Here is a 26677-nt window from a genome sequence, read left to right as displayed (position 1 = left end):
ATGAACATGTTAAAATCATACCGAGCTAGGCTCATTAGTTTATCATTATTACTTGTTTTTGTTTTATCTGGCTGCAGTAATGCAGGCACAATTGATTCACATAGTACGGGAATTTGGAACCATTATTTCGTATATCCAATCTCATTTATGATTCAATTTGTTGCTCATCATATACCTGGAGCTAGCTTCGGGATTGCCATCATTATCATGACGCTCGTTATTCGTTCAGCAATGATTCCATTAGCTGTTTCGCAATATCGTAGCCAAGCGAAAATGAAAAAAATGCAACCTGAATTACAGAAGCTGAAACAGAAATACGGTGATGTGGGTAAAGATCTTGAAAAACAAAAGCAGTATCAAAAAGAAATGTCAGAACTAATGAAATCAGGCGGTTGGAATCCGTTAGCTGGGTGCTGGCCAATCTTTATACAAATGCCGATTTTCTCTGCTTTGTATTATGCGATTAGCCGAACTGAAGAGATTCGTACATCTTCATTTTTATGGGTGAACCTAGGACATGCAGATCCATATCATATATTACCGATTATCGCAGCGTTAACAACATTTATTCAAATGAAGGTGTTCCAATCAAATGTAACGCCTGGAGAACAAGTTCAAATGCTGAAAATACAGCAAATTATGATGCCTGCAATGATTCTATTTATGGGATTTGCGGCGCCATCAGGACTGGTGCTGTATTGGATTACAGGTAACTTATTTACAATGACACAAACAATTGTATTAAGAAAAATAATGGAACGTGAAGAATTACAATTACAAAAAGCTTAGAAAAACGCCGCTCGTGATGAGCGGTGTTTTTTTATTTAAATCGTTAAGGAAATTTTAAGAAACCAACATTACTATTGGCATTGTATACGAAAGTGTACATGCTTTAGAAATATGAAGGAGGAAATTTCCTATGAAGAAGAAAACAGTTGGGTATGTAGCAATTGCAGGTGCTTTATCATTTGGAATTATAGGAGGAGCTTGCATACCAGCGTTTGCGGCAACGAATACTCCAGCGGCCGAGCAAGTTACAAAAGGAACTGCGAAGAAGAATTTAGATGAAGCGACAAAACAAAAAGTAAAAACAATTATGGACGATACAAAGAAACAATTAGAGGAACTAGGTGTGAAACTTCCAGAGAAGGAGAAACGCAAAGACATGCTTGCGGACTTAGATGAGGCGACAAAAGAAAAAGCGAAGTCGATTCTAGAGCAAGAAAAATCCGGGAAATTAACTCGCGAACAAGCAAATGAGGAATTAACAAAGCTAGGCGTGAAATTCCCAGAGAAAGGTAAGCACAAAGATATATTCGCGAATTTAGATGAGGCGACACAAGAAAAAGCGAAGTCCATTTTTGAGCAAGAAAAGTCCGGAGCATTAACGCATGAGCAAGTGAAAGAGAAATTGAAAGAATTAGGCGTAACGCTTCCAGAGAAAGGGAAGCACGGTGACATGTTCGCGGATTTAGATGAGGCGACAAAAGAAAAAGCGGAAGCAATTTTGAAGCAAGAAAAGTCTGGAACACTAACTCGTGAGCAAGCGAAAGCGAAGTTGAAAGAACTAGGTGTGAAATTCCCAGAGAAAGGGAAGCACGGTGATATGTTCGCGAATCTAGATGAGGCGACAAAAGAAAAAGCGAAGTCTATTTTTGAGCAAGAAAAGTCCGGGAAATTAACTCGCGAGCAAGCGAAAGAAGAATTGACAAAACTAGGTGTGAATCTTCCAGAGAAAGGGAAGCATGAAGACATCTTTGCAAACTTAGATGAGGTGACAAAAGAAAAAGCGAAAGCGATTCTAGAAAAGGAAAAGAAACAATTAGCAGATTTAAATGTGGATCTTCCAAATCATAAATTTTTTATGAAAAAAGATGATAAATAATTGAACTATGTAGTATCTTTCGTGTGGGCAACCGAAAGGTACATACGACAAATGCGAGGACCGATTTCTGTAAGCAGAAATCGGTCCCTTTTAATGATTCATTGAAATTCTTTTCATTGTTAGTATGTATCCAAAGATGCAGTAGAAGATTGCAAAACCGATAAACACTTCAGTATATTGGTATTTACCTAATACGTAGAAGGAAGCAGCTGGTATAATAGCTACCGCTAAAATGCTATAACCAGGATACTTATATCGATACATGATAGCGAATATAAAAGAAAGAACCGTAGCGATGATACAAAAAATAGCAATCATTATTAGTACACCTCCTACATGGATTGTACCATTTTTAGGGAATTAGAGAAGTGTCGGAACTTCTGTTATAATATAAGAAGAGAAATGTTTCTTATGTTATATAAAAAATATATTGATTTTTTATAACAATTCAATATAATGGGAAACAACTACAAAATTCGACATCAAGAAGTGATGATGAGGATATGATCAGTTTTTTACGATTATCAGAGAGGGAGGCCTTTGGCTGTGAGCTTCCTAATACGGGAAAATCGATTACCACCTCTGAACTGCAGCAGTGAACGGATATCTAGTAATTGCATGCCGGCAAAAACCGTTATTTAGACTTGAGAAATTGGTGAAGTGTGTCACTTTACTAATTGAAACAAGGGTGGAACCACGAATACAACACTCGTCCCTTTTTTAGGGAGGAGTGTTTTTTTATTTCATTTTTGCATCACACTAGAATTGGAAGGAGGATACGCAGCATGCATCATGATGAGAAAAACAAAATTGGTTTAACAGTAGCACTTTCTATCGTAGTAGGAACTATTATTGGGTCTGGTGTGTTTATGAAACCAGGGAGCGTATTAGATTACTCAGGGAGTTCTAATATGGCTATTCTTGCTTGGGTAATTGGTGGTCTGTTGACGTTAGCAAGTGGTTTAACAGTAGCCGAAATTGGAGCGCAAATTCCGAAAAATGGTGGGTTGTATACGTATTTAGAGGAGATTTACGGAAGTTTTTGGGGGTATTTATCTGGCTGGATGCAAACAATTGTTTATGGACCAGCTATTATTGGAACGTTAGGTTTGTATTTTAGTTCTTTAATGATCAATTTTTTCTATTTAGATAAAGTCTGGAATTTACCAATCGCAATTGGAACAGTTGTGTTCCTAGGCGTTATAAATAGTTTGGGAACAAAATATGGGGGCATCGTCCAAACGGTTACGACAGTTGGGAAGATGATTCCAATTATATTAATTGTTGTGCTAGGGTTTTGGAAAGGGAATAGTGATATCTTCAACGTAGTTGTACCGATATCAGAAAATCAAAGTATCGGGATGGCAATTTTAGCAACTTTATTTGCCTATGATGGCTGGATTTTGCTTGCTTCTATTGGCGGAGAAATGAAGAACCCAACAAAGTTATTACCGAAGGCAATGACAGTTGGGATTTTAATTGTAACAGCTGCTTACGTGTTAATTAACTTAGCGTTATTAAATGTATTACCAGCAGCGAAAATTGTAGACCTTGGAGAAAATGCAACAGCGACAGCTGCGGGTATGTTACTTGGAGAATATGGCGGGAAAATTATTAGTATCGGTATTATCATTTCTATTTTCGGTTGTTTAAATGGAAAGATTTTAACGTTCCCACGTATTCCGATGTCGATGGCAGAGCGTGGACACCTTCCGTTTTCTAAGTTTATTGCAAAAGAAAATTCGAGATTTAAAACACCAGCAAATGCGATTACTGTTGAAATCATTTTAGGAATTATTTTAATGCTTATTAGTGATCCGAATAAGCTATCTGAGATTTCCGTATTCATTATTTATATTTTCTACGTAATGACGTTTATTGGTGTCTTCATTTTACGAAGACGTAACAAGGATAAAGAGCGTGCATATAGTGTACCGTTATTCCCGATTGTACCAATCGTTGCGATTTTAGGGTCATTGTTTGTACTTGGAAGTGCGATTATTAACGATCCGGTAAGTTGTTTCTTATCAATTGGAATGGTATTTACTGGACTTCCGGTGTATTGGTACTTAAATAAGAAGAAAGAAACTGGAGTTTAATGATTGAAGGGCAGGCGTATAATACGCCTGCTTTTTTCGCTGTAAAAAAATTGTACTTGCGTCCACTTTCTCTTTTGGTTACTATAATGGTAGTAACCAAAAGAGAAAGTGTGGGAGAAGACTTGAATTTTCGTGTATATATTTTAGCTATTGCGGCTTTCGTAGTCGGAACGGTTGAGCTAATTATAGGAGGAACGCTTGATTTAGTTGCCAATGATTTAGGTGTGTCGATTAGTGCAGCTGGTCAGCTTATTACAATATTTTCAGTAGTATTCGCTCTATCAGGGCCAGTTTTATTAGCATTAACAGGCAAGTTTGAAAGAAAGAAATTGTATGTTGTGGCATTATCAATTTTCTTAATTGGAAATATCATTTCGGCATTTAGTGTGAATTACGGGATGTTAATGTTCTCGAGAGTAATTTGTGCAGCGAGTGGATCGCTTATTATTGCACTATCGGTTACACTTGCTTCTAGTGTAGTAGAGCCGCATTTTCGTGCGCGTGCAATTGGAATCATTTTTATGGGTATTAGTGGATCACTCGTACTTGGAGTACCGCTCGGTCTTGTGCTCGGAAATGCATATGGATGGCGTGCACCATTTGTATTAATTTCAATATTAACGGTTATGGCGATTGCTTGTATTTCGTTGTTCTTAACGAAAGTACCAGCGACATCGGTATTATCAATAAGAGAACAAATTGCTACGTTAAAGGATAAAAAAATTGTAAGCGCACAGTTAACATCATTTTTATTTTTAACAGGTCATTTAACGCTATACGCATATTTAACACCGTTTTTAAAAGATGTGATGCATGTTGAAGCAAATTGGATTAGTGTGTTTTACTTCATTTTCGGAATTGCAGCGGTACTTGGAGGTGGCCTTGGCGGCTTGCTTGCTGATAAATGGGGATCGAAGAAAAGTATTATTTCCATCATTATCGTATTTGCATGTGCAATCTTTATGTTGCCGATGATGACATTCTCATTCCCGCTTTTCATTATTATGATGGGGCTTTGGAGTATGCTGAGCTGGGCAATTTCGCCAGCACAGCAAAACTATTTAATTGAAATTGCGCCAGAATCAGCTGGTATTCAGCAAGGTTTAAATAACTCTGCACTTCATTTAGGAATTGCACTTGGCTCAACAGTGGGCGGAGTTGTTATTGAGAAATCATCTGTTGTATATAACGCTTGGGTAGGCGGCGTTTTCATTATATTGGCACTGCTTTGTGCGGTTTTCTCTATTACGAGAGGACGCTCGAATCAGCTTACGAAAGAAGAATCTATCATTTGATAGGTTCTTTTTTGTGTAAAACATTGCAGGGGTTAGTAGAGAAATGGAGAAGGGAGTATATAGCGAGGTGATAGTATATGGAGTCTAATTTTTCAATTATTGGTTTTCTAATTTCTTTAGTCCCATTATTTCTTATTATTTTTGTATTTAGATGGATTCGTTTCATCTATCAAAATTCTGAGAAACAAGTAGAGCAAAATGAGAAGATTATTGAGCTTTTGATGGAGATAAAGGAGCAAAAAAAATCGTAAAATGAACGCTCTGTATTTACAAATCAAAACCATCCGAAAAACCAACTAAATAAAATTGAATTAGCGAAAGCGTAAAAAAGAGCTGTACCAAATGAGTATGTAAAACTCCGTTTGGTACAGCTTTTTTTGTATAAAAAATTATATTATCTATTCAAATGGTAGAATCGATTTTGGGATTTGTTAATATCTCAACTTCATCAACAATTCCTTAATTTCCTCATCCTGCATAAAGAGATCATGGTGCTTCTCTGTAATCTTCGCAAGTGCAACGTCATGATAGAAGAACTCCGTAAAGAACTTCACGAAAGGTTGTGACATTGTTTTCATCGCTTGCCATGATTCTTGCTCTACACCAGCAAATAAAATTTCACTATCGTCAACGATGAGTAGTAAATAACGCTCTAATGCGTTAGGTTCTTGAGCTGGGATTAAAAAATGCATGTTTTCTAAGTCAGTTTCCACTTTTCCAACTATGAGGGACTCGACTTGGACGCCTTGTTTTGCTTTTTGTTCTAGTAAAGGAAGATATTCTAAAAGGGTATCGTTCCATGCGGAGATGCGTATGGATTCTTTCGCATCTTCTACAAGTTGCCTACTTTGTACTTTAATAGAAGACTGCATTTTTAAACTCCAAACGCGGTCATCTGTAAATGATTTTTTAGAAATATTATTTTCAAGTTCTTTAATATTAGATTGGAATTCTGTCGTTAACTTTTCAATTGCTAGCTTGAGTGGTAATGCTGTATACAATTTTTTCTTTTCAGAAACAGAATCCATTACCATCCCTTTATCAATGAGTCGTGCTAACACTTCGTATATTTTTGCTTTTGGAACACCTGAATGTTTAACGATAGTTGTTGCATCTAATGGGTCATTGCTTGATACGACAACTTCATAAGCTTGGCTTTCATATTGTGAGAAACCGAATTTTTGTAGCATAGTTCCCTCCGAACGAATGAGATTATATGTTAAGGATAATGAACTATTTGTTTTTACACAAGTGTTGAGATAACAAGTAAGTTGATTGAAATGAGAATAAATTTCAAGTTTTTAAACTATATAGATTGAGCTTTCTGATTTATCCATTATACTTAATATAGTGATTAGTATGATTAAATTTCATCGAGAAGGGGATGCTTGAGGGAAGATGTTGAGAAGTTTACGTTTAAAAATTACAGTAGTATTTTCGGTACTTATTTCTATGATGTTCGTAATATTAGGTACAGCTATGTATCAATTACAGAAAGAAAAGGAAGTGCGTTCCTTAGACCAGTATTCTCAAAATACGATGGACCTTGTGACAGAGCAACTTACGACATTTGTTCAAAGAACTGATGAAGATATGGGGTATTATGCGAACAGTGAGATGATTCGTAATATGATTCAAGATGGGGTTACTCCAGAAGAGGAAGCGTTTTTAACGAAAGAGTTTGCAGAGTATAAAAAGAATCATCCCGGTATTTTAGATTTATATATTGGTACGAAAGATAAAAAAACATTAAGTGCCAATCTTGCTGAAGGTGGGCAAGTGCCAGAAGGATATGATCCAACGACAAGAACGTGGTATAAAGATTCAGAGGCTGATGTGAAAAGGGTTCATTGGGGACAACCTTCTTATGAAATTGCGACAGGAAAGTTAAGTGTAGGGGTTTCTAAAGCAATTACAGCTCAAGATGGATCTGTATTAGGCGTTGTTGCGATGGATGTATCGCTCGGAACAATTCAGAAATTGCTTCACAATATTCAATACAATAATGACGGAGAAATGTTTATTATAAATGATAAAAATATGGCTCTTGTTTATCCAGAAAAAGTAGGGAAAGATGTTTCTAAAGAGCCACTTATGAAGAGTTTAAATAAAGAGGTAACAAAATATGATGTCACTACATTAAAAGGTGAAGATGTAGTTGTTTATAGTCAGTCATTTGATGCGATGAAATGGAAGATAGGAATCTTTTATCCGAAACAAACGATTGATGGATTGTTAAGTAGTACGAGAAATACAGTTATTATAATGGCGTGTATTAGTTTATTAGTTGGAATAGTAGCATCATATTTATTCTCAAGAAGATTAGCAAGACCATTACAACTATTAACAAATCACGTTCAAAAAGTAGCGGAAGGTGATTTAACACTACAAATGAAGGTGACAAGTAAAGATGAGGTTGGTATGCTTACGACTCACTTTAATGATATGGTTGAGCAAATGAATGAAATGGTAAGTAAAATTAAAAATAGTGTATCGACAGTACAGAAATCGACTCACAATCTGCATTATTTAACGAATGAAACTGTAGCAGCTAGTAGAGAAGTATCAGGTGCAATGGATGATGTGAGCGGAGGCGCGTCTACTCTTGCTAATAGTGTAGATGAAGTTTCAGAACAGCTCGAGAATATGGCGCAGTCAGTGGAACAAATGAATAACTCCGTTGGTGAAATAAAAGGAGTGGCTGGCAAAGCTGAAGAGGCATCTAAGCAAGGATTAAATACGATGCGTAATTTAGTTCGTACAAGAGAACAATCATCTTCTATCGTTGTTCATACGGAAGAAGCGTCCGGTAAGTTAGAGCAAAGGGTTGGATCGATTCAAAATGTGGTAGAACTTATAAAAGGTCTTTCGGATCAAACGAATTTACTGGTTTTAAACGCTTCAATTGAAGCAGCACGTGCAGGTGAGCAAGGTAAGGGCTTTGCTGTTGTTGCTGAAGAGGTTCGGAAATTAGCTGAACAATCAAAAGAGGCAACGGGTGAGATTACAATAATGATTAGCGATGTGCAGTTAGAAGTAAAACGAGTTGTAGAAGTTGTAAGTAAATTGAAAGACATTGCGGATATACAAAATAAAGTTACGACAGAGGCGGAGACAGAATTCCGCACAATTATGTCAGTTGTAAATACTATTAGTACCTCAGTTGAAAAAATTGTAGAAGAGGTAAATAACATAGGTCACGAGCAAGAAGAAATTACAGAAGTTATGCAAACAATTGCTAGCACGAGTCAAGAGAGTGCAGCTGTTTCTGAAGAGGTAAATGCAGCAACTGAGTCACAAGTGAATCATTTAGAAAAAGTAGCTCATACGATGGAAAGTTTGACAGAGAATATGCAGGACTTAGAAAGATTGGTTGAGCAGTTTAAAGTAGAAGAGTAACGTATTAGTAAAATGATGAGAATTTCGGTAAAATAGACAATGGATATATAAGAAGCAGTAATAGGAGGAAGATTATTATGGCAATTGTTGATGTATCGATTATTCCAGTAGGAACAGGTAATCCAAGTGTTAGTGAATATGTAGCAGAAGTACAAAAGGTACTAGAGAAAAATGCTGATCGCGTGAAGTATCAATTAACACCGATGAATACAGTAATTGAAGGAGATCTTCCTGTCATTTTAGAAGTCATTCAACAAATGCATGAAGTTCCATACACGAAAGGTGCACAGCGCGTTGCGACAACAATTCGTATCGATGATCGCCGTGATAAAGTAAGTACGATGGAGAAGAAATTAAACTCTGTTCGATCAAAATTATAAGAAAAAGCAGCGATCTTCGCTGCTTTTTTCATATAGGAGGAAAATAAGATGAGTGAAAAGTTTAATGAGCAGTTTGATGGCTTGCTAGAGAAATACACGGAACTATTACTTGGAGAGAGCAACGAAGAGCGAAAAGAGCAGGTACAGAAATGGGCACTTTATTCTTATATGGCTAAGACGATGCCAGCTTTAGTGAAACATTGGAATGAGACGTATCCAGATGCAAAAGAAGAGATGGTACAGTTAATTACGAATATTAAAAAGCTGAATGATGAGAAGCGAAATGAGAAGTAAGAAGGCTTGAGATAATGTTACCTCAAGTTTTTGTTATTAATATCCTTATATAATTTACATGAAATATAAATGGTTTTGTGAGCATGTCGAATATTTTCGGCATGCTCATTTTTTCCCTAGTAAACCCGTTTTTTCTGAATGTCGAAAAATATTTTCTTTATATTTATAAACGAGAATATAGAGTTTTAAATGTTTTGATAGTATTTTATAAATTATCTAAATAATTATTTGTATCAAATAATTTTAAACAGTGATATAATTTTGAAGAGGGGTAAAAAACAGATAAATTATAGTCGTAGGGGTGAATTACATGGAACAATTAATGCGAAATTCGTTTCTTTTCTTATCTAAAAATAAAGCGCTAACAAAACTGGCTAAAAAGTACGGTTTACGCTTTGGTGCAGGTCGCTTCGTCGCAGGGGAAACGATTGAATTAGCGACAGCTGCAATTAAAGCATTAAATAAGCAAGGTCTTTGTGTAACAATCGATTATTTAGGTGAATTCGTTGATAACGAAGCGGAAGCAAATGAAATGGCTAGCGAATCGATTGAAGCGATTCGTGCAATTGGAAGAGAAGGTCTTAATTCACAGCTTTCTTTAAAAATGACTTCTATGGGATTAGATATTTCTGACGAAATCGTAATGAACAATATGCGCCGTATTTTAGAAGCTGCAAAAGAAAATGGTGTGTTTATTACAATTGATATGGAAGACTATACGCGCTGCGGAAAAACAATTGATATCTTTAAACAATTAAAATCTGAATACGATAATATTGGTACTGTTATTCAAGCTTATTTATATCGTACAGAAAAAGATATTGAAGATTTAAACGCTTATAATCCTAATTTACGTCTTGTAAAAGGGGCCTATAAAGAACCTGAAGAAGTAGCGTTCCCGGAAAAGAAAGATGTAGATGACAATTATAAAAAAATTATTAAAATGCACTTATTAAATGGAAATTACACTGCAATTGCTTCGCATGACGAAGCGATTATTGAATATACGAAAAAACTTGCGGAAGAACACAACATTCCAAGGGATCAATTTGAATTCCAAATGTTATTTGGTATTCGTACAGAGCGTCAACTTGAGCTAGTAAAAGAAGGTTACAAAATGCGCGTTTACGTGCCTTATGGAAACGACTGGTATGGCTATTTCATGCGCCGTCTAGCAGAACGTCCAGCAAACGTTGCGTTCGTATTAAAAGGTATGATCAAAAAATAACCAAGGAGAAAATACTCCTTGGTTATTTTAATTGCTGAAATGCGTAGTGCGCCATTTTCTTTGTATCAGGATATAGCTGCGTACGAGTAGAAGATAACACGACGTTAATGACGCGTTTACCGTCTTTTTCATCAACTGTTACGACTGTGTATTTTCCGAGTGCTGATAAACCGCTTTTACTTCCAATCGCATATGAATCATCATATAGTTCTTCCCGTCCATAGTTTGCGATTTTCGGAGAACGCTCTGAAGTATGTAGTGTTGTATGTATTGAATTCATATATTCTAAAACGATCGGATACTTCAAGGCTTCTTTCGTAATAATAGCAATGTCATATGGTGATACTTTATTTCCAAGTGCATCAGCACCGCTTGCGTTTTTGAAAGTCGCATGTTTTGTCCCAAGTTCCTTCGCCCTAGCGTTCATCATTTTCACAAACTCATTTTTTGATCCTGCGATATGTTCTGCAATTGACTCAGCGATTGGGTCTGCACTAATAATAAGCATAAGTTTTAATGCCTCATCACGTTTTAATTTTTCACCCGCGCGAAGCTTAATCTTCTTACTTTGACTTTCCGTTTTAATCGCATTCTCTGTAACCGTAATTTCTTCATCTTCTTTCACATTTTCTAGTAAGAGTAAGGTAGTCATCATTTTCCCTATACTAGCCGGATAAGAGCGTTCATCTTCCCGTTTTCCATACAAAATTTCACCTGTGTCTGCATCGATTGTAATCCCGTATTGCCCAGTAATGTTAGGCTGATCTGCTCTTACAACTTGTTGCCTTTGTGCATAAGAGAAGAAAATCATCCCTGTAAATAGTGTGGCAATCATTACAATCATAATTATTGTTCGTTTCATCGTCGTTCCCTCTTTTGTTTTCCATATGTACAAATAAATTGGGCAGAAAAAGCAGCCATTAATCATTATGCCACGTCCTCTGCCCAAAAATATAGCGTTATTTTTCGCCCATATTATGCTTCTTATATTGTTGGTTATTACTTTGACGCCCTTTTTCAACACCGTGATTATGCGGACCTGCATTTCCAGTTACACTTGCTGCGCTAATTCCAGCTTTTGAAGGGTTCTTCTTAAGTTTTGCCATATATATTCCTCCAGTTTCGTCAGATTATAAAAAGGAAAAGTGCATTTTGATGAAGAAAATACACATGTATAGCATAGCCAAATGAAAGAAATATATTTATTTCAGAAAATTTTATCAATAAATATATTGCGAAAATTCAAACTGTATCATATATTTATTAGTAGAGGCTCACTCATTGATTGCGACTTATGTCGAAAAATTGAATGAGCATTCATTCAAGAATAGGGGGAGAAATGGATGTTCCAAATTAAAAAGGCTGCTGTTCTAGGTTCAGGCGTAATGGGTTCAGGGATTGCGGCACACTTAGCTAATATTGGTATTCCGACATTATTGCTTGATATTGTACCACCTGCGCTTACGAAAGAAGAAGAGGCGAAGGGACTTACATTAGAACATAAAAGTGTGAGAAATCGTTTTAGTAATACGGCTGTGCAAAAACTATTAAAGCAAAAACCAGCTCCTCTGACAGTGAAAGGAAATTTAGCACTGATTGAAGCAGGTAACTTAGAAGATGATCTTGAGCGTCTAGCTGATGTAGATTGGATTATTGAAGTAGTAGTTGAAAACTTAGATATAAAGAAGAAACTATTTGAAAAAGTAGATGCTGTTCGTAAACCAGGCTCAATTGTGAGCTCAAATACATCAGGCATTTCCGTTGAAAAAATGGCAGAGGGTCGTTCAGACGACTTCCAGAAACACTTCTTAGGAACACACTTTTTTAACCCACCACGATATTTAAAACTTCTAGAGGTAATACCGACGAAAGAAACTGATCCACAAGTATTAAGCTTCATGAAACTATTTGGCGAAGACGTTCTTGGAAAAGGCGTTGTTATCGCAAAAGACACACCAAACTTTATTGGAAACCGCATCGGTACGTATGGATTGCTTGTAACGCTTCAAGAAATGATTAAGCGTGGCTATAGCATTGGAGAAGTTGACTCTGTAACAGGTCCATTAATTGGTCGTCCGAAGAGCGCAACGTTCCGTACATTAGATGTTGTTGGTTTAGATACATTTGTACACGTTGCAAATAACGTATATGAAAATGTACAAGAAGAAGAGCGTGATGTATTTAAAGTACCTGCTTTTATGCATGACATGCTTGATAAAAAGTGGCTTGGAAGCAAAACAGGTCAAGGATTCTTCTTAAAACAAGGAAAAGAAATTTTAGAATTAAATCCAGAAACGATGGAATATGGAGCGCGTAAAAAATTAAAAGCTGCATCTATCGAGTTAAGTAAGCAAGAAAAAGGATTAGCGAATAAATTGAAAGCGCTTGTATACGCGAAAGACCGCGCAGGAGAGTTGTTATGGAACATCATTACACCAACTCTTTTATACTCTGCAAAACTTCATAAAGAAATTGCTGACGATATCGTTGCAATTGACCAAGCGATGAAATGGGGCTTCGGATGGGAGCAAGGACCATTCGAAATTTGGGATGCAATCGGCGTTGAAAAGTCTGTTCAAAAGATGGAAGAAAACGGCGCAGTTGTTCCTACTTGGGTGAAAGAAATGGTAGAGAAAGGTTTCACTACTTTCTATAAACATGATAACGGCGATAGCTACTATTACGACAATGGTGAATATAAGCTAATCGAACGTAACAAAAAAGCAATTTCTCTTAAGCAGTTAAAAGAGAAAAACGGTGTGTTAAAGAAAAATAGCGGAGCGAGCTTAATTGATTTAGGCGATGGTATCCTTTGCTTAGAATTCCATTCGAAGAGCAATGCAATCGGTATGGATATTACGCAAATGATTAACTACGCTGTTGATGAAGTAGAGAAAAATTATAAAGGTCTTGTTATCGGAAACCAATCGAAGAACTTCTGCGTTGGTGCGAACCTTGCAATGATCTTAATGGAAGCACAAGATGACAACTACTTTGAAATTGAGTGGGTTGTGAAAAACTTCCAAGATGCAATGACGAAAATTAAGTACTCCTCTAAGCCAGTTGTAGCGGCGCCATATGGTATGACGCTTGGCGGCGGTACAGAAGTTTGTTTACCAGCAGCGAGCATTCAAGCTTCTAGCGAAACATATATGGGCTTAGTAGAAGTAGGTGTTGGCTTAATCCCTGGCGGAGGCGGTAACAAAGAGTTATACATTAAACACTTAAACAAAATGGCAAACGGTGTAGAATTTGACTTACAAAAAGTTGCGAATAAAGTATTCGAATCTGTAGCGATGGCGAAAGTTTCTACATCAGCACAAGAAGCTGTATCGAACAACTTCTTAGGCGATAAAGACGGTATTAGTGTGAATGGTGATCACTTACTATATGATGCGAAACAAAAAGCACTTTCTTTATATGAAGCAGGTTATAAAGCACCTATCCGCAAAAAGATACCAGTTGTTGGTGAGACAGGATATGCAGCGCTTGTACTTGGTGCAGAGGCAATGCATTTATCAGGTTACATTTCTGAACATGATCTGCACATTGCGAAGAAACTGGCATATGTCATTGCGGGCGGAAAAGTGCCGTACGGAACAGAAGTTGATGAGCAGTATTTATTAGATGTAGAACGTGAAGCATTTATTAGCTTAGTAAGTGAGATGAAATCACAAGCAAGAATGCAGCACATGCTTGTAAAAGGAAAACCATTACGTAACTAATAACGAGGGGAGATATCGTTCATGAGAGAAGCTGTCATTGTTGCGGGAGCAAGAACACCAATTGGAAAAGCAAAGAGGGGTTCATTAAAAACAGTTCGTCCTGACGATCTAGGGGCGTTAGTAGTAAAAGAAACGTTAAAGCGTGCGAATTATGAAGGACCAATCGATGATTTAATTTTCGGTTGTGCGATGCCAGAAGCAGAGCAAGGTTTAAATATGGCTCGTAATATCGGCGGGCTAGCAGGACTTTCTTACGATGTTCCAGCTATTACAATTAACCGTTACTGTTCTTCAGGTTTACAAAGTATCGCTTACGGAGCAGAGCGCATTATGCTTGGTCACTCTGAAGCTGTATTATCAGGCGGAGCGGAATCAATGAGTTTAGTTCCAATGATGGGACACGTTGTTCGTCCGAATAGTCGCCTTGTAGAAGCAGCACCAGAATATTATATGGGTATGGGGCATACAGCAGAGCAAGTTGCTGTGAAATATGGAATTTCTCGTGAAGAACAAGATGCATTTGCAGTAAGAAGTCATCAACGTGCTGCGAAAGCATTAGCTGCAGGGAACTTTGCGGATGAAACAGTATCTGTAGATGTGACGTTACGCTCGGTTGGATCAAACAACAAACTGCAAGAAGAAACAATCATTTTCGCACAAGACGAAGGTGTAAGAGCAGAGACGACGCTAGACATTTTAGGTAAATTACGTCCAGCATTTAACGTTCGCGGTTCTGTAACGGCTGGTAACTCTTCACAAATGAGTGACGGTGCAGCATCTGTACTATTAATGGATCGTGAAAAAGCAGTGAGCGATGGCATGAAGCCACTTGCAAAATTCCGTTCATTCGCAGTAGCTGGAGTACCACCAGAAGTAATGGGAATCGGCCCAATTGCTGCAATTCCGAAAGCGTTAAAATTAGCTGGTTTATTGCTATCTGATATCGGTCTATTTGAACTAAATGAAGCATTCGCTTCTCAATCTATCCAAGTTATTCGTGAACTTGGTCTAGATGAAGAAAAAGTAAACGTAAACGGCGGTGCAATCGCACTTGGACATCCACTTGGCTGTACAGGAGCAAAACTAACACTATCTCTTATTCACGAAATGAAACGTCGCAACCAACAATTCGGTATCGTAACAATGTGTATCGGCGGCGGAATGGGAGCAGCGGGAGTGTTTGAATTACTATAAAAAAAGTGGAAGCGGCTCGCTCAGAATGTGAGGGCGCTAAAGCAAAGAATGGAAGCAACAAAGGTTTATAAAAAAATGAGAGCCAGCTTCTTTCAAAATGAGAAAAGCGGCTTATGAAAATATGAAGGAGGAAATTTTTATGGAAAAAACAGTAGGAAATGCGGTTAAAGGCGGTAGCTTTTTAGTAGAGGAAATTACAATTGATCAAGTGTTTACGCCAGAAGATTTTTCATCTGAGCATAAAATGATTGCAAAAACGACAGAGGACTTTATCGTAAATGAAGTTCTTCCGGAGCTTGAATATTTAGAACAACACGAGTTTGATCGTTCTGTGCGTCTTTTAAAAGAAGCTGGTGAACTTGGTTTACTAGGCGCTGACGTACCAGAAGAGTACGGCGGAATTGGTCTTGATAAAGTAAGCTCAGCGTTAATCGCAGAGAAATTCTCGCGCGCTGGTGGTTTTGCAATCACTCACGGTGCTCACGTTGGTATCGGATCGTTACCAATCGTATTATTCGGTAACGAAGAGCAAAAGAAAAAATATTTACCACTACTTGCAACTGGTGAAAAATTAGCGGCATACGCATTAACTGAGCCAGGTTCAGGATCTGACGCATTAGGTGCAAAAACAACTGCACGTTTAAATGCAGAAGGTACGCATTACGTATTAAATGGTGAAAAACAATGGATTACAAACTCTGCATTTGCTGACGTATTTATCGTATATGCAAAAATAGACGGTGAGCACTTCTCAGCATTTATCGTAGAGAAAGACTATGCTGGTGTATCTACAAGCCCTGAAGAGAAGAAAATGGGTATTAAATGTTCTTCAACTCGTACGTTAATTTTAGAAGATGCGTTAGTACCGAAAGAAAACCTACTTGGTGAAATCGGTAAAGGCCATATTATCGCGTTCAACATTTTAAATATCGGTCGTTATAAATTAGGTGTTGGTACAGTTGGATCTGCGAAACGTGCAGTAGAAATTTCAGCACAATATGCAAATCAACGTCAACAATTCAAACAACCAATCGCTCGCTTCCCATTAATTCAAGAGAAACTTGCGAATATGGCAGCGAAAACATATGCAGCTGAAAGCTCTGTATATCGTACAGTAGGTTTATTCGAAAGTCGCATGAGCACATTATCTGAAGAAGAAGTAAAAGACGGTAAAGCAGTAGCAGCTTCTATCGCTGAATATGCAATCGAGTGCTCTTTAAATAAAGTATTCGGTTCTGAAGTGTTAGATTATACAGTAGATGAAGGTGTTCAAATTCACGGTGGTTACGGATTTATGGCAGAGTACGAGATTGAAAGAATGTACCGCGATTCTCGTATTAACCGTATTTTCGAAGGAACGAACGAAATTAACCGCCTAATCGTACCAGGTACGTTCTTACGTAAAGCGATGAAAGGTGAATTACCATTACTACAAAAAGCACAAAAATTACAAGAAGAGTTAATGATGATGATGCCAGAAGAAGTAGGCGATAAGCCATTAGCACTTCAAAAATATTTAGTAAAGAACGCGAAGAAAATCGGTTTAATGGTAGCTGGATTAGCAGCTCAAAAATACGGTAAAGCATTAGATAAAGAGCAAGAAATTCTTGTGAATATCGCTGACATCGTAAGCAATCTTTACGCAATGGAATCAGCTCTTCTTCGTACAGAAAAAGCAATTAAAACAACTGGTCTTGAAAAGAATAAACAAAAAGTGTTATACACTGAAGTATTCTGCCAAGAAGCATTCAACGAAATCGAAGCAGATGCGAAAGAAACACTTATCGCAGTTGAAAATGGCGACATGCTGCGCATGATGTTATCATCATTACGTAAATTAACTCGCCACACACCACTTAACGTAATTCCGAAGAAGCGTGAAATTGCTGCAAAAATTTTAGAAGATGAGCGTTATACAGTTTAATAGCTGTAAAGAAAAGTAGTCGTATAAACGGCTACTTTTCTTTTTTTTGTAAAAATGAAATTTTTAGTGACAAAAAACTAATACCATTAGTATAATAAAACTAATGGTATTAGTTTTCGTGAAAAGGGAGCTGGAAATATGAGAGTGATACATGAAAAAACGGTATATCAATTGTCATTTTTGCCAAGAGTGTTTCCTGTGAATTGTTACTTTGTCGAGGAAGAAGATGGTTTAACTTTAATTGATGCGGCTTTGCCATATAGCGCAAAAGGAATTTTACAGGCGGCTGAGAAAATAGGGAAACCCATTACTAAGATTGTATTAACACATGCGCATGATGATCATATTGGTGCATTAGACGCATTAAAGGAAGTACTTCCTAATGTTCCAGTCTATATTTCTAAGCGGGACGCAAAGCTGTTAGAAGGAGATACGTCGTTACAAAAGAATGAACCAAATATACCGATAAAAGGCGGTGTACCTAAAAAGGTAAAAACGGTACCTGATGTTTTATTGGAAGATGGCGACCGAGTTGGATCGCTTCTTGCGATTATGACACCGGGACATACGCCAGGATCCATGTCGCTTCTTGATGTACGAAATAAAGCTCTTATTGTCGGGGATGCCTTCCAAACAAGAGGGGGTATGGCTGTTTCGGGGCAAATGAAATTTTGGTTTCCGTTTCCTGCAATGGCAACGTGGAGCAAAGAAATATCATTACAAAGTGCAGAGAAGCTAAGCGAATATGAGCCTTCCTTACTTGCGGCAGGACATGGGAAAATGATAAAGGATCCAGGCACTGTCATAAAACTTGCTATTAAGGAAGCTAAGCGGAATATAGAAAGTAGGAAAGAAGGTTAATTTATGTCACCGAGAATCGGACTTACATTACAGAAAATTGTAGAAACAGCGGCAGAGATTGCAGATACAAATGGAATACAAGAAGTAACGTTAGCTTCATTAGCGCAAACATTAGGGGTACGTTCACCCTCGCTATATAATCATGTGAAAGGTTTACAAGATGTACGGAAAAATCTCGGTATGTACGGAATAAAACAGCTGCATAACAGACTGGAAGAAGCGGCTGAGGGTAAACGTATGGATGAAGCAGTTCATGCTTTAGGAGAAGCGTATGTAGCATTCGTACGCAAACATTCTGGATTGTATGAAGCAACTTTTTTACGAGATGAAGAAGTAAGAAAAGCAGGTGACGGAATTGTAAAGCTTTGTCTTCATGTTTTACAACAATACGGCTTAGAAGGAGAGAATGCACTTCATGCGACACGTGGATTCAGAAGTATTTGTCATGGATTTGCGTCGATTGAACAGCAAGGTGGATTTGGTTTGCCGCTAGATTTAGATACAAGTTTACATGTATTATTGGAAACGTTTATTAAAGGATTACATGTAATGAGAGATTGAATAGGAAGCAAAAAAACGTGAATTTGTTACTGATCATGCTTTTTGTATAGTAGGCTGCGGTTTGCTGGAGGCAAAATTACAAGTGGTAGTTGTGTTCTTAATTCTTTCGTTAATTATAGGTGTTGCAGCTTGAGTATGAATAAGAGGAAACCTTAGAAGCGATTCTAAGGTTTTTTTAGTGCATATAATCCTAAAAGAAATAAATACTAAATCGTGAATGAACAAAGAAAGGTAGGAGTATTTTATGCAAAACTTAACAGAGCTTGAAGTAGAAAATTTACGTCATTTAATTGGTGGACATGCGACGATTATTAACAAATTGGACCAGTATGCACAGGCTTGTACAGATCCAGAGTTGAAACAAATGCTACAAAAGGATGCGCAAGATGCACGAAATACGAAACAGCAATTAATGACTTTTTTAGGATAGGGGGAAAAGAGAAATGAATGAAAAAGATATGGTAAATGATTATTTAGCAGGGTTAAATTCAAGTTTAACAAGTTATGCAAATTATATTTCTCAGTCTGATAATGAACAGTTACATCAAACGTTAATTCAAATTCGTAATCAAGATGAATCCCGTCAACGTAATATGTATGAATATGCAAAGCAAAAAAGTTATTATAAGCCGGCAGCACCTGCTAATCCAATGATTGTGCAGCAATTGAAAAGTCAATTAAGTGCGGAATAGTGTGATGAAAAAAACGAGCGAATGGATTCGCTCGTTTTTTTGTTTGGTATATGTCAATAAATACATAATAAATATTTTTTCAGTTGTAACAAATATGACGAAAATTAAATATAACAATTCACAAAAAGGACAAAAACTTTGCTCGATATTTCACAAAGTATCCATGGTTTCTATCGTGAGAACCTCTATAATTAGGGGTGTAAAGAACGAAAGAAATAGACTACATGATCAATTAGGAGAGATTGCTATGAATAGAAACACAAGAAAAATTGCAATTATCGGTACTGGATTAGTTGGATCAAGCTGTGCGTATTCCATTGTAAACCAAGGGATTTGCGAAGAGCTATTGTTAATTGATATAAATCATGAACGTGCAGTTGGAGAAGCGATGGATTTATCACATTGCATTAACTTTACAAATACAAGAACAAAAGTATATGCAGGAAGTTATGAAGACTGCAAAGATATGGACATTGTCATTATTACAGCAGGACCAGCGCCGAAGCCTGGACAAAGTCGTTTAGACACTTTAGGAGCAAGCGCTAAGATTATGGAGGGTGTTGTTGGCGGCGTAATGGAAAGTGGATTTGATGGCATTTTCTTACTCGCATCGAACCCAGTTGACATTATTACATATCAAGTGTGGAAGCTATCTGGATTACCTAGAAATCGTGTGATTGGTACAGGTACATCACTAGATTCTTCTCGCTTAAGAACAATTTTATCTGAAATGTTACATGTAGACCCTCGTAGTATTCATGGGTATTCATTAGGAGAACATGGTGATTCTCAAATGGTTGCTTGGTCTCACGTAACTGTTGGTGGAAAACCGATTTTACAAATTTTAGAAGAGAAAAAAGACCAATTTGGTGAAATAGATTTAGATGAAATTGTTGAGAAGACTGCAAAAGCTGGATGGGAAATTTATAAGCGCAAAGGAACTACTTATTACGGAATCGGAAATTCTTTAGCTTATATTGCGCGCTCAATTTTCAATGATGATCACCGTGTTATCGCTGTTTCAGCTATTTTAGATGGTGAATATGGCGAATACGATATTTGTACAGGAGTACCAGCAATTATTACTAGAGACGGTGTAAGAGAAGTGGTAGAACTAAACTTATCAGAAGATGAAGAAAGTCGCTTTGCAAAATCAAACGATGTTTTACGCGATTATATGAAAACAATTGGTTACTAAATTATAGGAGAAGGTGAAACAAATGAAGGAATATATAATGTCTCGTGTGTTTAAAGCTTCTGCCGGAATCGCACAGGGTATTTTCGTATCCCTTGGAATTGGTTTACTGATCGAAAATATAGGAAGAATTGTTGATATCCCATTACTTATTACAATCGGAGTTGTTGCAAAATCACTTATGGCACCAGCAATTGGAGCCGGGATTGCCTTTATGCTCGGTGCAAACGGACTCGTAATTTTCTCAGCAATGGTAGCTGGAGCAATTGGAGCAGGTTCCATTTCAATTACTGAAGCTGGTCTCATCATTAAAACAGGTGAACCAATCGGTGCATTATTAACAGCGACTTTAGCAGTTTATATTGGTAAACGATTAAGTGGAAAAACTGCTTTAGATATGATGCTCGTTCCATTTGCAGCAATATTAGGTTCTGGTTTAGTCGGTATTTGGTTAGCTCAAAATATTAGCCCAGTTTTAAATACAGTTGGAGCATTCATTAAAGATAGTTCAGCTGGTAGCCCGTTTATCGCTTCTATTGTGATTGCTGTAGTTTGGGGATTGTTACTTATCTCTCCAGCTTCATCAGCTGCGTTAGCGATAGCGCTTAGCTTAGATGGTGTTGCAGGCGGTGCAGCACTTGCAGGATGTGTTGCTCAATTTATCGGATTCTCTGTTATTTCAGCGAAAGAAAATAATTTAGGTGGCATATTAGCCCAGGCACTTTGTACTCCAAAAGTGCAGTTACCGAACATTACTAAAAATCCAATGATTCTCGTCCCAACTGTCGTTGCCAGTGCAATAGTTGGCCCAGTATCGGCACTAATTTTCCAACTGGAAGCAGGAAAAGAAATTGCAGGTCTTGGATTAAGCTCTCTTATCGCACCAATTAATTTAATTTCCAGCCAAGGGTGGGAAGTTGTCCCAGCGATGGTAATCACTTATATCATCATTCCAGTAGCTGTTTCTTATATACTGTACATTGCTCTTAAAAAAGCAGGTCGTATTCATTCTGGTGATATGACTGTACCGCAATCTTAAATTGAAAATCTCCTTTTATATAGAGAAAAGCAGACTGGAAGCCACAGTCTGCTTTTTACATTTTTTGATTTTGTTTTACTGGAACACGTACGGTTTCTTTTGCTAATAACAACTGAACGCCGAAGTAAAGTACGCTTGCAAGCGTCATTCCAGAAATGGCGTCTACAAATGCATGCTGCTTCGTAAATAATGTTGATAAAATAATAAGCGTACCGAAGAAAGTAAGGATGTAATATTCCAAAGTATGCTGTTCTCTACGCTTAAAGGCAGCTAACATAATTACAAATGTCGTAAGGACATGAATGCTTGGGAAACAGTTTACTGGTTGATCAATACTATAAATATAGCGGACTAGTTCGGAAAATACGTCTGTTCCAACGACGGTTGGGCGTGGTACAGTTGTCTGCCAAAAAAAATAAATCGAAAAACAAGCAAGTTTTCCAAGAATTACACTACTTAAAGTGACATAATATTGCTTTCGATCAGCAAAACAGTAATAAATAAGTGCACCGTATAAGTATGGAAACCAAAGTAAGTAAGGAATAATAAATGCTTTCACAAATGGAATCCAATCATCTACTACAGTTGTGACATCTACTGCGTGAACAGTAGATTTATTTAATACATCGTAAAGGGGACTTACGAGTACGAGTAGAAGTATATAACTTAACGGAAGAAGAGATGAAAGTTTAAATTTCTTCATGATAATCTCCTATGTTTTAGTAATGTAAATAAATTCAATTGATTATAATATAGAAAATCCAATTGGGCTATCGATTTTACTTACATTTTCTTGAATTCACCTTACATTTTTGTCACTTGACTTAAAAGAGGGGGAGGGTGCTATATGAAGCGTTCATTTTATTTCTTAGTTTTTATATTGTTATGCCTAGTGAGTACTGGGTGTGCAAAGGATAAAGAAGGAGAGAAATTAGAATACAACGGGAGAGCACTCGTAATTGGAGTTGTTGGTGAAAAGCCGAAAGATACGTTTAGAAATATAAAGTTTGAAAAAGTGAAGTTAGAAGAACTGAAAAAGGAATCTGGAGCAGTAGATGGTTTTCTAATAATGAAAGAGCACTTTCAAGAAGCTTCGAAAGAGCAGTATAAAGATTTATTTTTATCGTTAAAGAAACCAGTGTTTTTTATTGGCTTACAAGATAAATCATATTCGACTTTTATTACAAAAAATATAGAGTATAACAGTGCACCAAAAGATGTAAATGCTATGTACGCGCAAGGTTTTGCAAATATTGGAAGTGGCGAAGGGCAACAATGGGGAGTAGGTTTATCGAATGGTGGAAATACAGAAGAAAGTATTCATAATATGTATATAGTAGTATTTCAAACCATTTCGGACTATTTAAGTCGATGATGAAGGAGCCTGTAAAAGGACTTCTTATTTTTTAAATAAAGTGAAACTTTAATCAGTGGGGGTTTTGTCCATTCCCCACTGATTATTAGCCCGCACCAATCAGGCTTTTACGGGAAGTTATCTCCCACCTAACTTCCTCGCATTTGCCGAATTTCGAGGTGGGAGTCTTACTGCCCGTTAATACGGGATAAACGTTTGTTTAAGATATATGTTCGGTATAGAAAATCATGTATTCCAAAGGTGATATAGAAAAACATGAAATTAATCAAACGTTTGTTTAAGAGGTATGTTCGGTATGGAAGAATTCATGTATTCCAAAGGGTGGGGTAGAAAAACATGAAATTAATCAAACGTTTGTTTAAGGTATATGTTCGGTATAAAAGAATCTACGTATTCCGAAGGTTGAGGTAGAAAAATATGAAATTAATCAAACGTTTGTTTAAGATATATGTTCGGCGTGGGATGAGAAAAAATTTTAAAAAAATTATATATTTATTTTTTCTTAATAAATGGCGGAAAAATAAGAAAAATTAGCAGGATTATTAAAAATTATCACGAAATAAGTAAAAGTTTAGCGAATAATCGTTTGAAATAATAAAATGTTTTCTATATGATAAAGGTAAAGGTTAGTAAAAAAGTAGGTGAATTTATGACAGTAACATTTTATTCATATCCAAAATGTGGCACATGTCAAAAAGCAAAGAAATGGTTTGAGGCAAACGATGTAGCATATGAGATGATTCATATTGTTGAAAATCCACCGTCAAAAGAAGATTTACGTAATTTACATGAGAAAAGTGAATTACCATTAAAAAAATTCTTTAATACAAGTGGAATGCGTTACCGCGAACTTGGTTTAAAAGATAAGTTAAAGGATGCAAGCGAAGACGAAATGTATGAGCTTTTAGCATCTGATGGCATGTTAATTAAACGTCCAATTGTAACAGATGGAACGAGTGTAACACTTGGTTTTAACGAAGAGCAGTTTGAAAGTGTGTGGAAAAAGTACCAATAAGGTATTTTTACATAATTAATACATTCACTGGAGGTACAGTCATGAGCATTCCAAATAATTTACGTTACTCTGAAGAACACGAATGGGTAAAAACAGAAGGTAATGCGGTTGTTATCGGTATTACTCATTTTGCGCAAGGTGAGTTAGGCGATATCGTATTCGTTGAACTTCCTGAAGTAGGTGCAACAATCCAAGCTGACGAGCCATTCGGAAGCGTAGAATCTGTTAAAACAGTTTCTGAATTATACGCACCTGTAAGTGGTAAAGTTGTAGCAGTAAACGAAGAATTAAGTGACCAACCAGAACTAGTTAACGAATCTCCATACGAGGGTGCATGGATGGTTAAAGTTGAACTTTCTGATGCAAGCCAAGTTGAGAAGTTATTAACTGCAGAAAAATATGCAGAAATGACAAACCAAGACTAATTATAGTCGAAGAAAAAGGACAGCCTTTGTGCTGTCCTTTTTTATGTTGTGTACATAATGAATTTAAAAACATATATATTAATTATTATGTAGGAGAACGTTTTTGAAAAACTTTTTTCATGGAGGCTTCATGCTGAGCGAGCCGCTTGCGCTTTTCATTGTCTAGCTCCACCTCCTAGCCCTTCATGTCTAAGAACCTTCCGTACGAGAAGACAAAAAGCGTCTTCTGTACGAAAGAACCTTAGCCAACAGGGCTAAACAGTCGGTTCCGCTTTTCGTTATTGTCCAGCTCCAGCGGCTAGAACAGTCGGTCATTTCACTCCTTCACTTGAGGCAAAGAGCGCCTCTAGTTCAGGAGTTCCAATGCCCTCTTGTTCTGAGCGAGCCGCTTCCGCTTTTCTTTTGCAAAAATAAACAGGAAACAACATGAAAATAACGAATATACTATATACTAAGTTAAAGGTTGTATAGTATATGGTGATCGGGTGATGACATATGATTTATGTGGAAAAAGTCATTATTGTAGAAGGTAAATCGGATAGAAGAAAGATTGAATCTATTATTCGTGAACCAGTGGAAATTGTTTGTACAAATGGTACAATTGGTTTGTCGAAAATGGATGAGCTCATTGATCAATTTTTTGATAAGGACGTATATGTGCTAGTGGATGCTGATGATGCAGGAGAAAAGTTAAGGAAACAATTCCGAAAAGAATTTCCGCAAGCAGAGCATATTTATATTGATCGCTCGTATCGCGAGGTGGCGACTGCACCTTCTTCACATTTAGCAAATGTATTATGGGGAGCAGACATTGACGTTTATACAGAATATTTACGGTAAGGAATGATAGAAGTGATTGATTGGACAGGTGCCGAAGCTACAGCCCTAATAGGAAATGAAGAAAAAACAGTGTTATATGTGTATACACCAATGTGTGGAACATGCCAATTGGCAAAGAAGATGTTAACGGTCGTTGAGATGACGATTGAAGATTTGAAAATTGGAATGTTAGATTTAAATTATGCCCCGCATTTAGCGAAAGAGTATGGGATAGAAAGTGTACCGTGTTTACTTATTTTTGAAAATGGGACACTGATGAAGAAAATATATGCATTTCATTCGGTTGAATATTTATATACGGAATTAAAGTAGGCGGCAAAGTTTTTGCCGCCTCGACATATTTCTTGGGAAATATGTCGACATGCGTGATAGATACAGTATTTGTCGAGCGAAAATAACAGGATTGTCCTTTAATAAGAGGGAATGGTATGTAATAGAAAGTGATATGAGGGATGTGGTTTAGGATGAAATTATATTCTTTGCTTCAATCATTTGTAAATTACGCTAATGGTCAATATCATTTAGAACCGCTTTTAAGGCAAGGAGAAAGAACTGTTAATTTTCGTTTTGGAGATGAATGCTGTTCGTTACAAATTTCAAGAGATTATATAGAACTTTTGAAAGAGGCGAGAGGAACGGAACAAATCGTTTGTTTAGAGGAAGAGGATGTACAAAAATTAGTGACTGGAAATATGAGGTTGCAAAATTTAATGAGTGATGGACGGGTACAATATTCTGGAACGTATCGAACGATGTTATTAGTTGAATCGATGTTTCATATATGTAAACCGATGTCAGTCGGTGCTTAAAATTCTGAAGTTTCTTTTTTTACGAAAATTTCTGTTGACAGAGCGTGTGGATATTGATACAATTCAATTCATAAAATATAGACAATTTCATAAATTTTAAATCAGACGAAAATTTAATCTGATTTCTCTTATTAAGAGAGGTGGAGGGACTGTGCCCTGTGAAGCCCGGCAACCGTCAACTTATGTTGAAATGGTGCCAATTCCTGCAAAGCAAATGCTTTGAGAGATGAGAGAGAGGGATAATGTTGTTATATACGCATATAAACCTTTCTGCTTCTCTAGAAGCGGAAAGGTTTTTTGTTGTTTGAATGCGGAGGACATTCAAATAATAAGAGGAGCTATAACGATGGACTACACGCATGAAAAATAAAAAAATGCGGAGTCTATCCAAAGTTTTATGAAATCTAGCTCCAGCGGCTAGAACAGTCGGTCGTTTCATCCC

At 36.9% G+C, this 26677-nt stretch carries 29 protein-coding genes, 1 riboswitch and 1 other annotated feature; of the genes, 24 read left to right on the top strand and 5 right to left on the bottom strand.

Annotated elements, in window-relative coordinates; all coding sequences use genetic code 11:
• Positions 1-6: 6 nt before the first annotated feature.
• The gene (gene yidC / locus B5P40_RS09685; RefSeq protein WP_002191109.1) at positions 7-789 is read left to right on the top strand and encodes a membrane protein insertase YidC; all 783 of its coding nucleotides are present in this window, start codon (positions 7-9) and stop codon (positions 787-789) included.
• 130 nt (positions 790-919) lie between these two features.
• On the top strand, positions 920-1885 hold the full coding sequence (locus B5P40_RS09680) for a hypothetical protein (RefSeq protein ID WP_113709201.1): 966 nt from the start codon (positions 920-922) through the stop codon (positions 1883-1885).
• A 90-nt stretch (positions 1886-1975) separates the two neighbouring features.
• Here the strand turns inward: B5P40_RS09680 and B5P40_RS09675 are convergent, their stop codons facing one another.
• Positions 1976-2203 (bottom strand): hypothetical protein, encoded by a 228-nt coding sequence (locus tag B5P40_RS09675; RefSeq protein WP_002015964.1) that lies wholly within the window; start codon positions 2201-2203, stop codon positions 1976-1978.
• Positions 2204-2368: 165 nt separating this feature from the next.
• Positions 2369-2605 (top strand) — a binding site (T-box leader).
• A 65-nt stretch (positions 2606-2670) separates the two neighbouring features.
• On the opposite strand from B5P40_RS09675, the gene B5P40_RS09670 reads away from it, so the two are divergent.
• The 3 genes from B5P40_RS09670 to B5P40_RS32745 all read left to right on the top strand — a co-directional run bounded on the left by B5P40_RS09670 (position 2671) and on the right by B5P40_RS32745 (position 5530).
• Positions 2671-3984: an APC family permease gene (locus tag B5P40_RS09670; protein WP_002143658.1), complete on the top strand. Its 1314-nt coding sequence runs from the start codon at positions 2671-2673 to the stop codon at positions 3982-3984.
• Entirely contained in the window at positions 3984-5279 is a 1296-nt protein-coding gene (locus tag B5P40_RS09665) for an MFS transporter (protein ID WP_113709200.1), read from the top strand. Before B5P40_RS09670 ends, B5P40_RS09665 begins: the two co-directional genes overlap by 1 nt.
• A gap of 77 nt (positions 5280-5356) precedes the next feature.
• Positions 5357-5530 (top strand): hypothetical protein, encoded by a 174-nt coding sequence (locus B5P40_RS32745; RefSeq protein WP_002034605.1) that lies wholly within the window; start codon positions 5357-5359, stop codon positions 5528-5530.
• A 180-nt stretch (positions 5531-5710) separates the two neighbouring features.
• Here the strand turns inward: B5P40_RS32745 and B5P40_RS09655 are convergent, their stop codons facing one another.
• Entirely contained in the window at positions 5711-6469 is a 759-nt protein-coding gene (locus tag B5P40_RS09655) for a TrmB family transcriptional regulator (RefSeq protein ID WP_002143655.1), read from the bottom strand.
• A 208-nt stretch (positions 6470-6677) separates the two neighbouring features.
• Here B5P40_RS09655 and B5P40_RS09650 point away from each other — a divergent pair, with 208 nt between their 5' ends.
• The 4 genes from B5P40_RS09650 to B5P40_RS09635 all read left to right on the top strand — a co-directional run bounded on the left by B5P40_RS09650 (position 6678) and on the right by B5P40_RS09635 (position 10580).
• Positions 6678-8678, top strand: coding sequence for a methyl-accepting chemotaxis protein (locus B5P40_RS09650; protein ID WP_113709199.1), 2001 nt, complete (start codon positions 6678-6680; stop codon positions 8676-8678).
• A gap of 77 nt (positions 8679-8755) precedes the next feature.
• A complete protein-coding gene (locus B5P40_RS09645) occupies positions 8756-9058 on the top strand; it encodes an MTH1187 family thiamine-binding protein (protein WP_001018862.1) in 303 nt (100 codons plus the stop codon).
• Between the two features lie 48 nt (positions 9059-9106).
• On the top strand, positions 9107-9352 hold the full coding sequence (locus B5P40_RS09640; protein ID WP_001290599.1) for a YusU family protein: 246 nt from the start codon (positions 9107-9109) through the stop codon (positions 9350-9352).
• 310 nt (positions 9353-9662) lie between these two features.
• Entirely contained in the window at positions 9663-10580 is a 918-nt protein-coding gene (locus B5P40_RS09635; RefSeq protein ID WP_002015957.1) for a proline dehydrogenase family protein, read from the top strand.
• Between the two features lie 22 nt (positions 10581-10602).
• Here the strand turns inward: B5P40_RS09635 and B5P40_RS09630 are convergent, their stop codons facing one another.
• Positions 10603-11442: a D-alanyl-D-alanine carboxypeptidase family protein gene (locus tag B5P40_RS09630; protein ID WP_002143652.1), complete on the bottom strand. Its 840-nt coding sequence runs from the start codon at positions 11440-11442 to the stop codon at positions 10603-10605.
• Positions 11443-11539: 97 nt separating this feature from the next.
• Entirely contained in the window at positions 11540-11686 is a 147-nt protein-coding gene (locus B5P40_RS09625; RefSeq protein WP_002034611.1) for a YuzL family protein, read from the bottom strand.
• 237 nt (positions 11687-11923) lie between these two features.
• Between B5P40_RS09625 and B5P40_RS09620 the strand changes: the two genes are divergently transcribed.
• The 9 genes from B5P40_RS09620 to B5P40_RS09580 all read left to right on the top strand — a co-directional run bounded on the left by B5P40_RS09620 (position 11924) and on the right by B5P40_RS09580 (position 21771).
• On the top strand, positions 11924-14305 hold the full coding sequence (locus tag B5P40_RS09620) for a 3-hydroxyacyl-CoA dehydrogenase/enoyl-CoA hydratase family protein (RefSeq protein WP_002191102.1): 2382 nt from the start codon (positions 11924-11926) through the stop codon (positions 14303-14305).
• Positions 14306-14326: 21 nt separating this feature from the next.
• Positions 14327-15499, top strand: coding sequence for an acetyl-CoA C-acetyltransferase (locus tag B5P40_RS09615; RefSeq protein WP_113709198.1), 1173 nt, complete (start codon positions 14327-14329; stop codon positions 15497-15499).
• A gap of 139 nt (positions 15500-15638) precedes the next feature.
• Complete coding sequence (locus B5P40_RS09610; protein WP_181462941.1) at positions 15639-17423, top strand: acyl-CoA dehydrogenase family protein; 1785 nt, start codon at positions 15639-15641, stop codon at positions 17421-17423.
• A 138-nt stretch (positions 17424-17561) separates the two neighbouring features.
• Positions 17562-18284: an MBL fold metallo-hydrolase gene (locus B5P40_RS09605; protein WP_002192352.1), complete on the top strand. Its 723-nt coding sequence runs from the start codon at positions 17562-17564 to the stop codon at positions 18282-18284.
• 3 nt (positions 18285-18287) lie between these two features.
• Positions 18288-18845, top strand: a complete 558-nt coding sequence (locus tag B5P40_RS09600; protein ID WP_002192353.1) for a TetR/AcrR family transcriptional regulator — start codon at positions 18288-18290, stop codon at positions 18843-18845.
• Between the two features lie 244 nt (positions 18846-19089).
• Positions 19090-19275, top strand: coding sequence for a hypothetical protein (locus B5P40_RS09595; protein ID WP_002112687.1), 186 nt, complete (start codon positions 19090-19092; stop codon positions 19273-19275).
• Between the two features lie 13 nt (positions 19276-19288).
• Positions 19289-19537, top strand: a complete 249-nt coding sequence (locus tag B5P40_RS09590) for a spore coat protein (protein ID WP_002034620.1) — start codon at positions 19289-19291, stop codon at positions 19535-19537.
• A gap of 247 nt (positions 19538-19784) precedes the next feature.
• On the top strand, positions 19785-20735 hold the full coding sequence (locus B5P40_RS09585; RefSeq protein WP_002034621.1) for an L-lactate dehydrogenase: 951 nt from the start codon (positions 19785-19787) through the stop codon (positions 20733-20735).
• Between the two features lie 22 nt (positions 20736-20757).
• Positions 20758-21771, top strand: a complete 1014-nt coding sequence (locus B5P40_RS09580; RefSeq protein WP_002089394.1) for a PTS sugar transporter subunit IIC — start codon at positions 20758-20760, stop codon at positions 21769-21771.
• 55 nt (positions 21772-21826) lie between these two features.
• Here the strand turns inward: B5P40_RS09580 and B5P40_RS09575 are convergent, their stop codons facing one another.
• A complete protein-coding gene (locus B5P40_RS09575) occupies positions 21827-22474 on the bottom strand; it encodes a phosphatase PAP2 family protein (protein ID WP_002192356.1) in 648 nt (215 codons plus the stop codon).
• 144 nt (positions 22475-22618) lie between these two features.
• Here B5P40_RS09575 and B5P40_RS09570 point away from each other — a divergent pair, with 144 nt between their 5' ends.
• From B5P40_RS09570 to B5P40_RS09545, 6 genes are all read left to right on the top strand, one after another.
• Entirely contained in the window at positions 22619-23146 is a 528-nt protein-coding gene (locus B5P40_RS09570; RefSeq protein WP_002191092.1) for a hypothetical protein, read from the top strand.
• Between the two features lie 649 nt (positions 23147-23795).
• Entirely contained in the window at positions 23796-24161 is a 366-nt protein-coding gene (locus B5P40_RS09565) for an arsenate reductase family protein (protein ID WP_002129756.1), read from the top strand.
• Between the two features lie 41 nt (positions 24162-24202).
• Positions 24203-24586 carry a glycine cleavage system protein GcvH gene (gcvH, locus tag B5P40_RS09560; RefSeq protein WP_000026895.1) on the top strand — a complete coding sequence of 128 codons (384 nt, stop codon included), beginning with the start codon at positions 24203-24205 and terminating at the stop codon, positions 24584-24586.
• 495 nt (positions 24587-25081) lie between these two features.
• Entirely contained in the window at positions 25082-25426 is a 345-nt protein-coding gene (locus B5P40_RS09555) for a toprim domain-containing protein (protein ID WP_000640865.1), read from the top strand.
• Between the two features lie 3 nt (positions 25427-25429).
• The gene (locus tag B5P40_RS09550) at positions 25430-25738 is read left to right on the top strand and encodes a thioredoxin family protein (protein ID WP_002015940.1); all 309 of its coding nucleotides are present in this window, start codon (positions 25430-25432) and stop codon (positions 25736-25738) included.
• 152 nt (positions 25739-25890) lie between these two features.
• Positions 25891-26235 carry a hypothetical protein gene (locus B5P40_RS09545; protein WP_002192357.1) on the top strand — a complete coding sequence of 115 codons (345 nt, stop codon included), beginning with the start codon at positions 25891-25893 and terminating at the stop codon, positions 26233-26235.
• A gap of 125 nt (positions 26236-26360) precedes the next feature.
• A riboswitch (SAM riboswitch) is annotated at positions 26361-26468 on the top strand.
• Positions 26469-26677 lie beyond the last annotated feature (209 nt).

Source organism: Bacillus sp. SRB_8, assembly GCF_003264205.1.
In the GTDB taxonomy this organism is placed as follows: Bacteria; Bacillota; Bacilli; order Bacillales; family Bacillaceae_G; genus Bacillus_A; species Bacillus_A mycoides.
This window is presented reverse-complemented; position numbering and strand designations above follow the sequence as displayed.

What these genes read in the sequence shown, in the direction of transcription:
- B5P40_RS09620 (WP_002191102.1), top strand. Translation starts at nt 11,924, where the DNA reads ATGTTCCAAATTAAAAAGGCTGCTGTTCTAGGTTCAGGCGTAATGGGT.
- gcvH (WP_000026895.1), top strand. Translation starts at nt 24,203, where the DNA reads ATGAGCATTCCAAATAATTTACGTTACTCTGAAGAACACGAATGGGTA.
- B5P40_RS09600 (WP_002192353.1), top strand. Translation starts at nt 18,288, where the DNA reads ATGTCACCGAGAATCGGACTTACATTACAGAAAATTGTAGAAACAGCG.
- B5P40_RS09635 (WP_002015957.1), top strand. Translation starts at nt 9,663, where the DNA reads ATGGAACAATTAATGCGAAATTCGTTTCTTTTCTTATCTAAAAATAAA.
- B5P40_RS09550 (WP_002015940.1), top strand. Translation starts at nt 25,430, where the DNA reads ATGATAGAAGTGATTGATTGGACAGGTGCCGAAGCTACAGCCCTAATA.
- B5P40_RS09610 (WP_181462941.1), top strand. Translation starts at nt 15,639, where the DNA reads ATGGAAAAAACAGTAGGAAATGCGGTTAAAGGCGGTAGCTTTTTAGTA.
- B5P40_RS09575 (WP_002192356.1), bottom strand. Translation starts at nt 22,474, where the DNA reads ATGAAGAAATTTAAACTTTCATCTCTTCTTCCGTTAAGTTATATACTT.
- B5P40_RS09645 (WP_001018862.1), top strand. Translation starts at nt 8,756, where the DNA reads ATGGCAATTGTTGATGTATCGATTATTCCAGTAGGAACAGGTAATCCA.
- B5P40_RS09680 (WP_113709201.1), top strand. Translation starts at nt 920, where the DNA reads ATGAAGAAGAAAACAGTTGGGTATGTAGCAATTGCAGGTGCTTTATCA.
- B5P40_RS09615 (WP_113709198.1), top strand. Translation starts at nt 14,327, where the DNA reads ATGAGAGAAGCTGTCATTGTTGCGGGAGCAAGAACACCAATTGGAAAA.
- B5P40_RS09650 (WP_113709199.1), top strand. Translation starts at nt 6,678, where the DNA reads ATGTTGAGAAGTTTACGTTTAAAAATTACAGTAGTATTTTCGGTACTT.
- B5P40_RS09605 (WP_002192352.1), top strand. Translation starts at nt 17,562, where the DNA reads ATGAGAGTGATACATGAAAAAACGGTATATCAATTGTCATTTTTGCCA.
- B5P40_RS09670 (WP_002143658.1), top strand. Translation starts at nt 2,671, where the DNA reads ATGCATCATGATGAGAAAAACAAAATTGGTTTAACAGTAGCACTTTCT.
- B5P40_RS09580 (WP_002089394.1), top strand. Translation starts at nt 20,758, where the DNA reads ATGAAGGAATATATAATGTCTCGTGTGTTTAAAGCTTCTGCCGGAATC.
- B5P40_RS09590 (WP_002034620.1), top strand. Translation starts at nt 19,289, where the DNA reads ATGAATGAAAAAGATATGGTAAATGATTATTTAGCAGGGTTAAATTCA.
- B5P40_RS09675 (WP_002015964.1), bottom strand. Translation starts at nt 2,203, where the DNA reads ATGATTGCTATTTTTTGTATCATCGCTACGGTTCTTTCTTTTATATTC.
- B5P40_RS09595 (WP_002112687.1), top strand. Translation starts at nt 19,090, where the DNA reads ATGCAAAACTTAACAGAGCTTGAAGTAGAAAATTTACGTCATTTAATT.
- B5P40_RS09570 (WP_002191092.1), top strand. Translation starts at nt 22,619, where the DNA reads ATGAAGCGTTCATTTTATTTCTTAGTTTTTATATTGTTATGCCTAGTG.
- B5P40_RS09640 (WP_001290599.1), top strand. Translation starts at nt 9,107, where the DNA reads ATGAGTGAAAAGTTTAATGAGCAGTTTGATGGCTTGCTAGAGAAATAC.
- B5P40_RS09545 (WP_002192357.1), top strand. Translation starts at nt 25,891, where the DNA reads ATGAAATTATATTCTTTGCTTCAATCATTTGTAAATTACGCTAATGGT.
- B5P40_RS09625 (WP_002034611.1), bottom strand. Translation starts at nt 11,686, where the DNA reads ATGGCAAAACTTAAGAAGAACCCTTCAAAAGCTGGAATTAGCGCAGCA.
- B5P40_RS09565 (WP_002129756.1), top strand. Translation starts at nt 23,796, where the DNA reads ATGACAGTAACATTTTATTCATATCCAAAATGTGGCACATGTCAAAAA.
- B5P40_RS09585 (WP_002034621.1), top strand. Translation starts at nt 19,785, where the DNA reads ATGAATAGAAACACAAGAAAAATTGCAATTATCGGTACTGGATTAGTT.
- B5P40_RS09555 (WP_000640865.1), top strand. Translation starts at nt 25,082, where the DNA reads ATGATTTATGTGGAAAAAGTCATTATTGTAGAAGGTAAATCGGATAGA.
- B5P40_RS32745 (WP_002034605.1), top strand. Translation starts at nt 5,357, where the DNA reads ATGGAGTCTAATTTTTCAATTATTGGTTTTCTAATTTCTTTAGTCCCA.
- yidC (WP_002191109.1), top strand. Translation starts at nt 7, where the DNA reads ATGTTAAAATCATACCGAGCTAGGCTCATTAGTTTATCATTATTACTT.
- B5P40_RS09630 (WP_002143652.1), bottom strand. Translation starts at nt 11,442, where the DNA reads ATGAAACGAACAATAATTATGATTGTAATGATTGCCACACTATTTACA.
- B5P40_RS09655 (WP_002143655.1), bottom strand. Translation starts at nt 6,469, where the DNA reads ATGCTACAAAAATTCGGTTTCTCACAATATGAAAGCCAAGCTTATGAA.
- B5P40_RS09665 (WP_113709200.1), top strand. Translation starts at nt 3,984, where the DNA reads ATGATTGAAGGGCAGGCGTATAATACGCCTGCTTTTTTCGCTGTAAAA.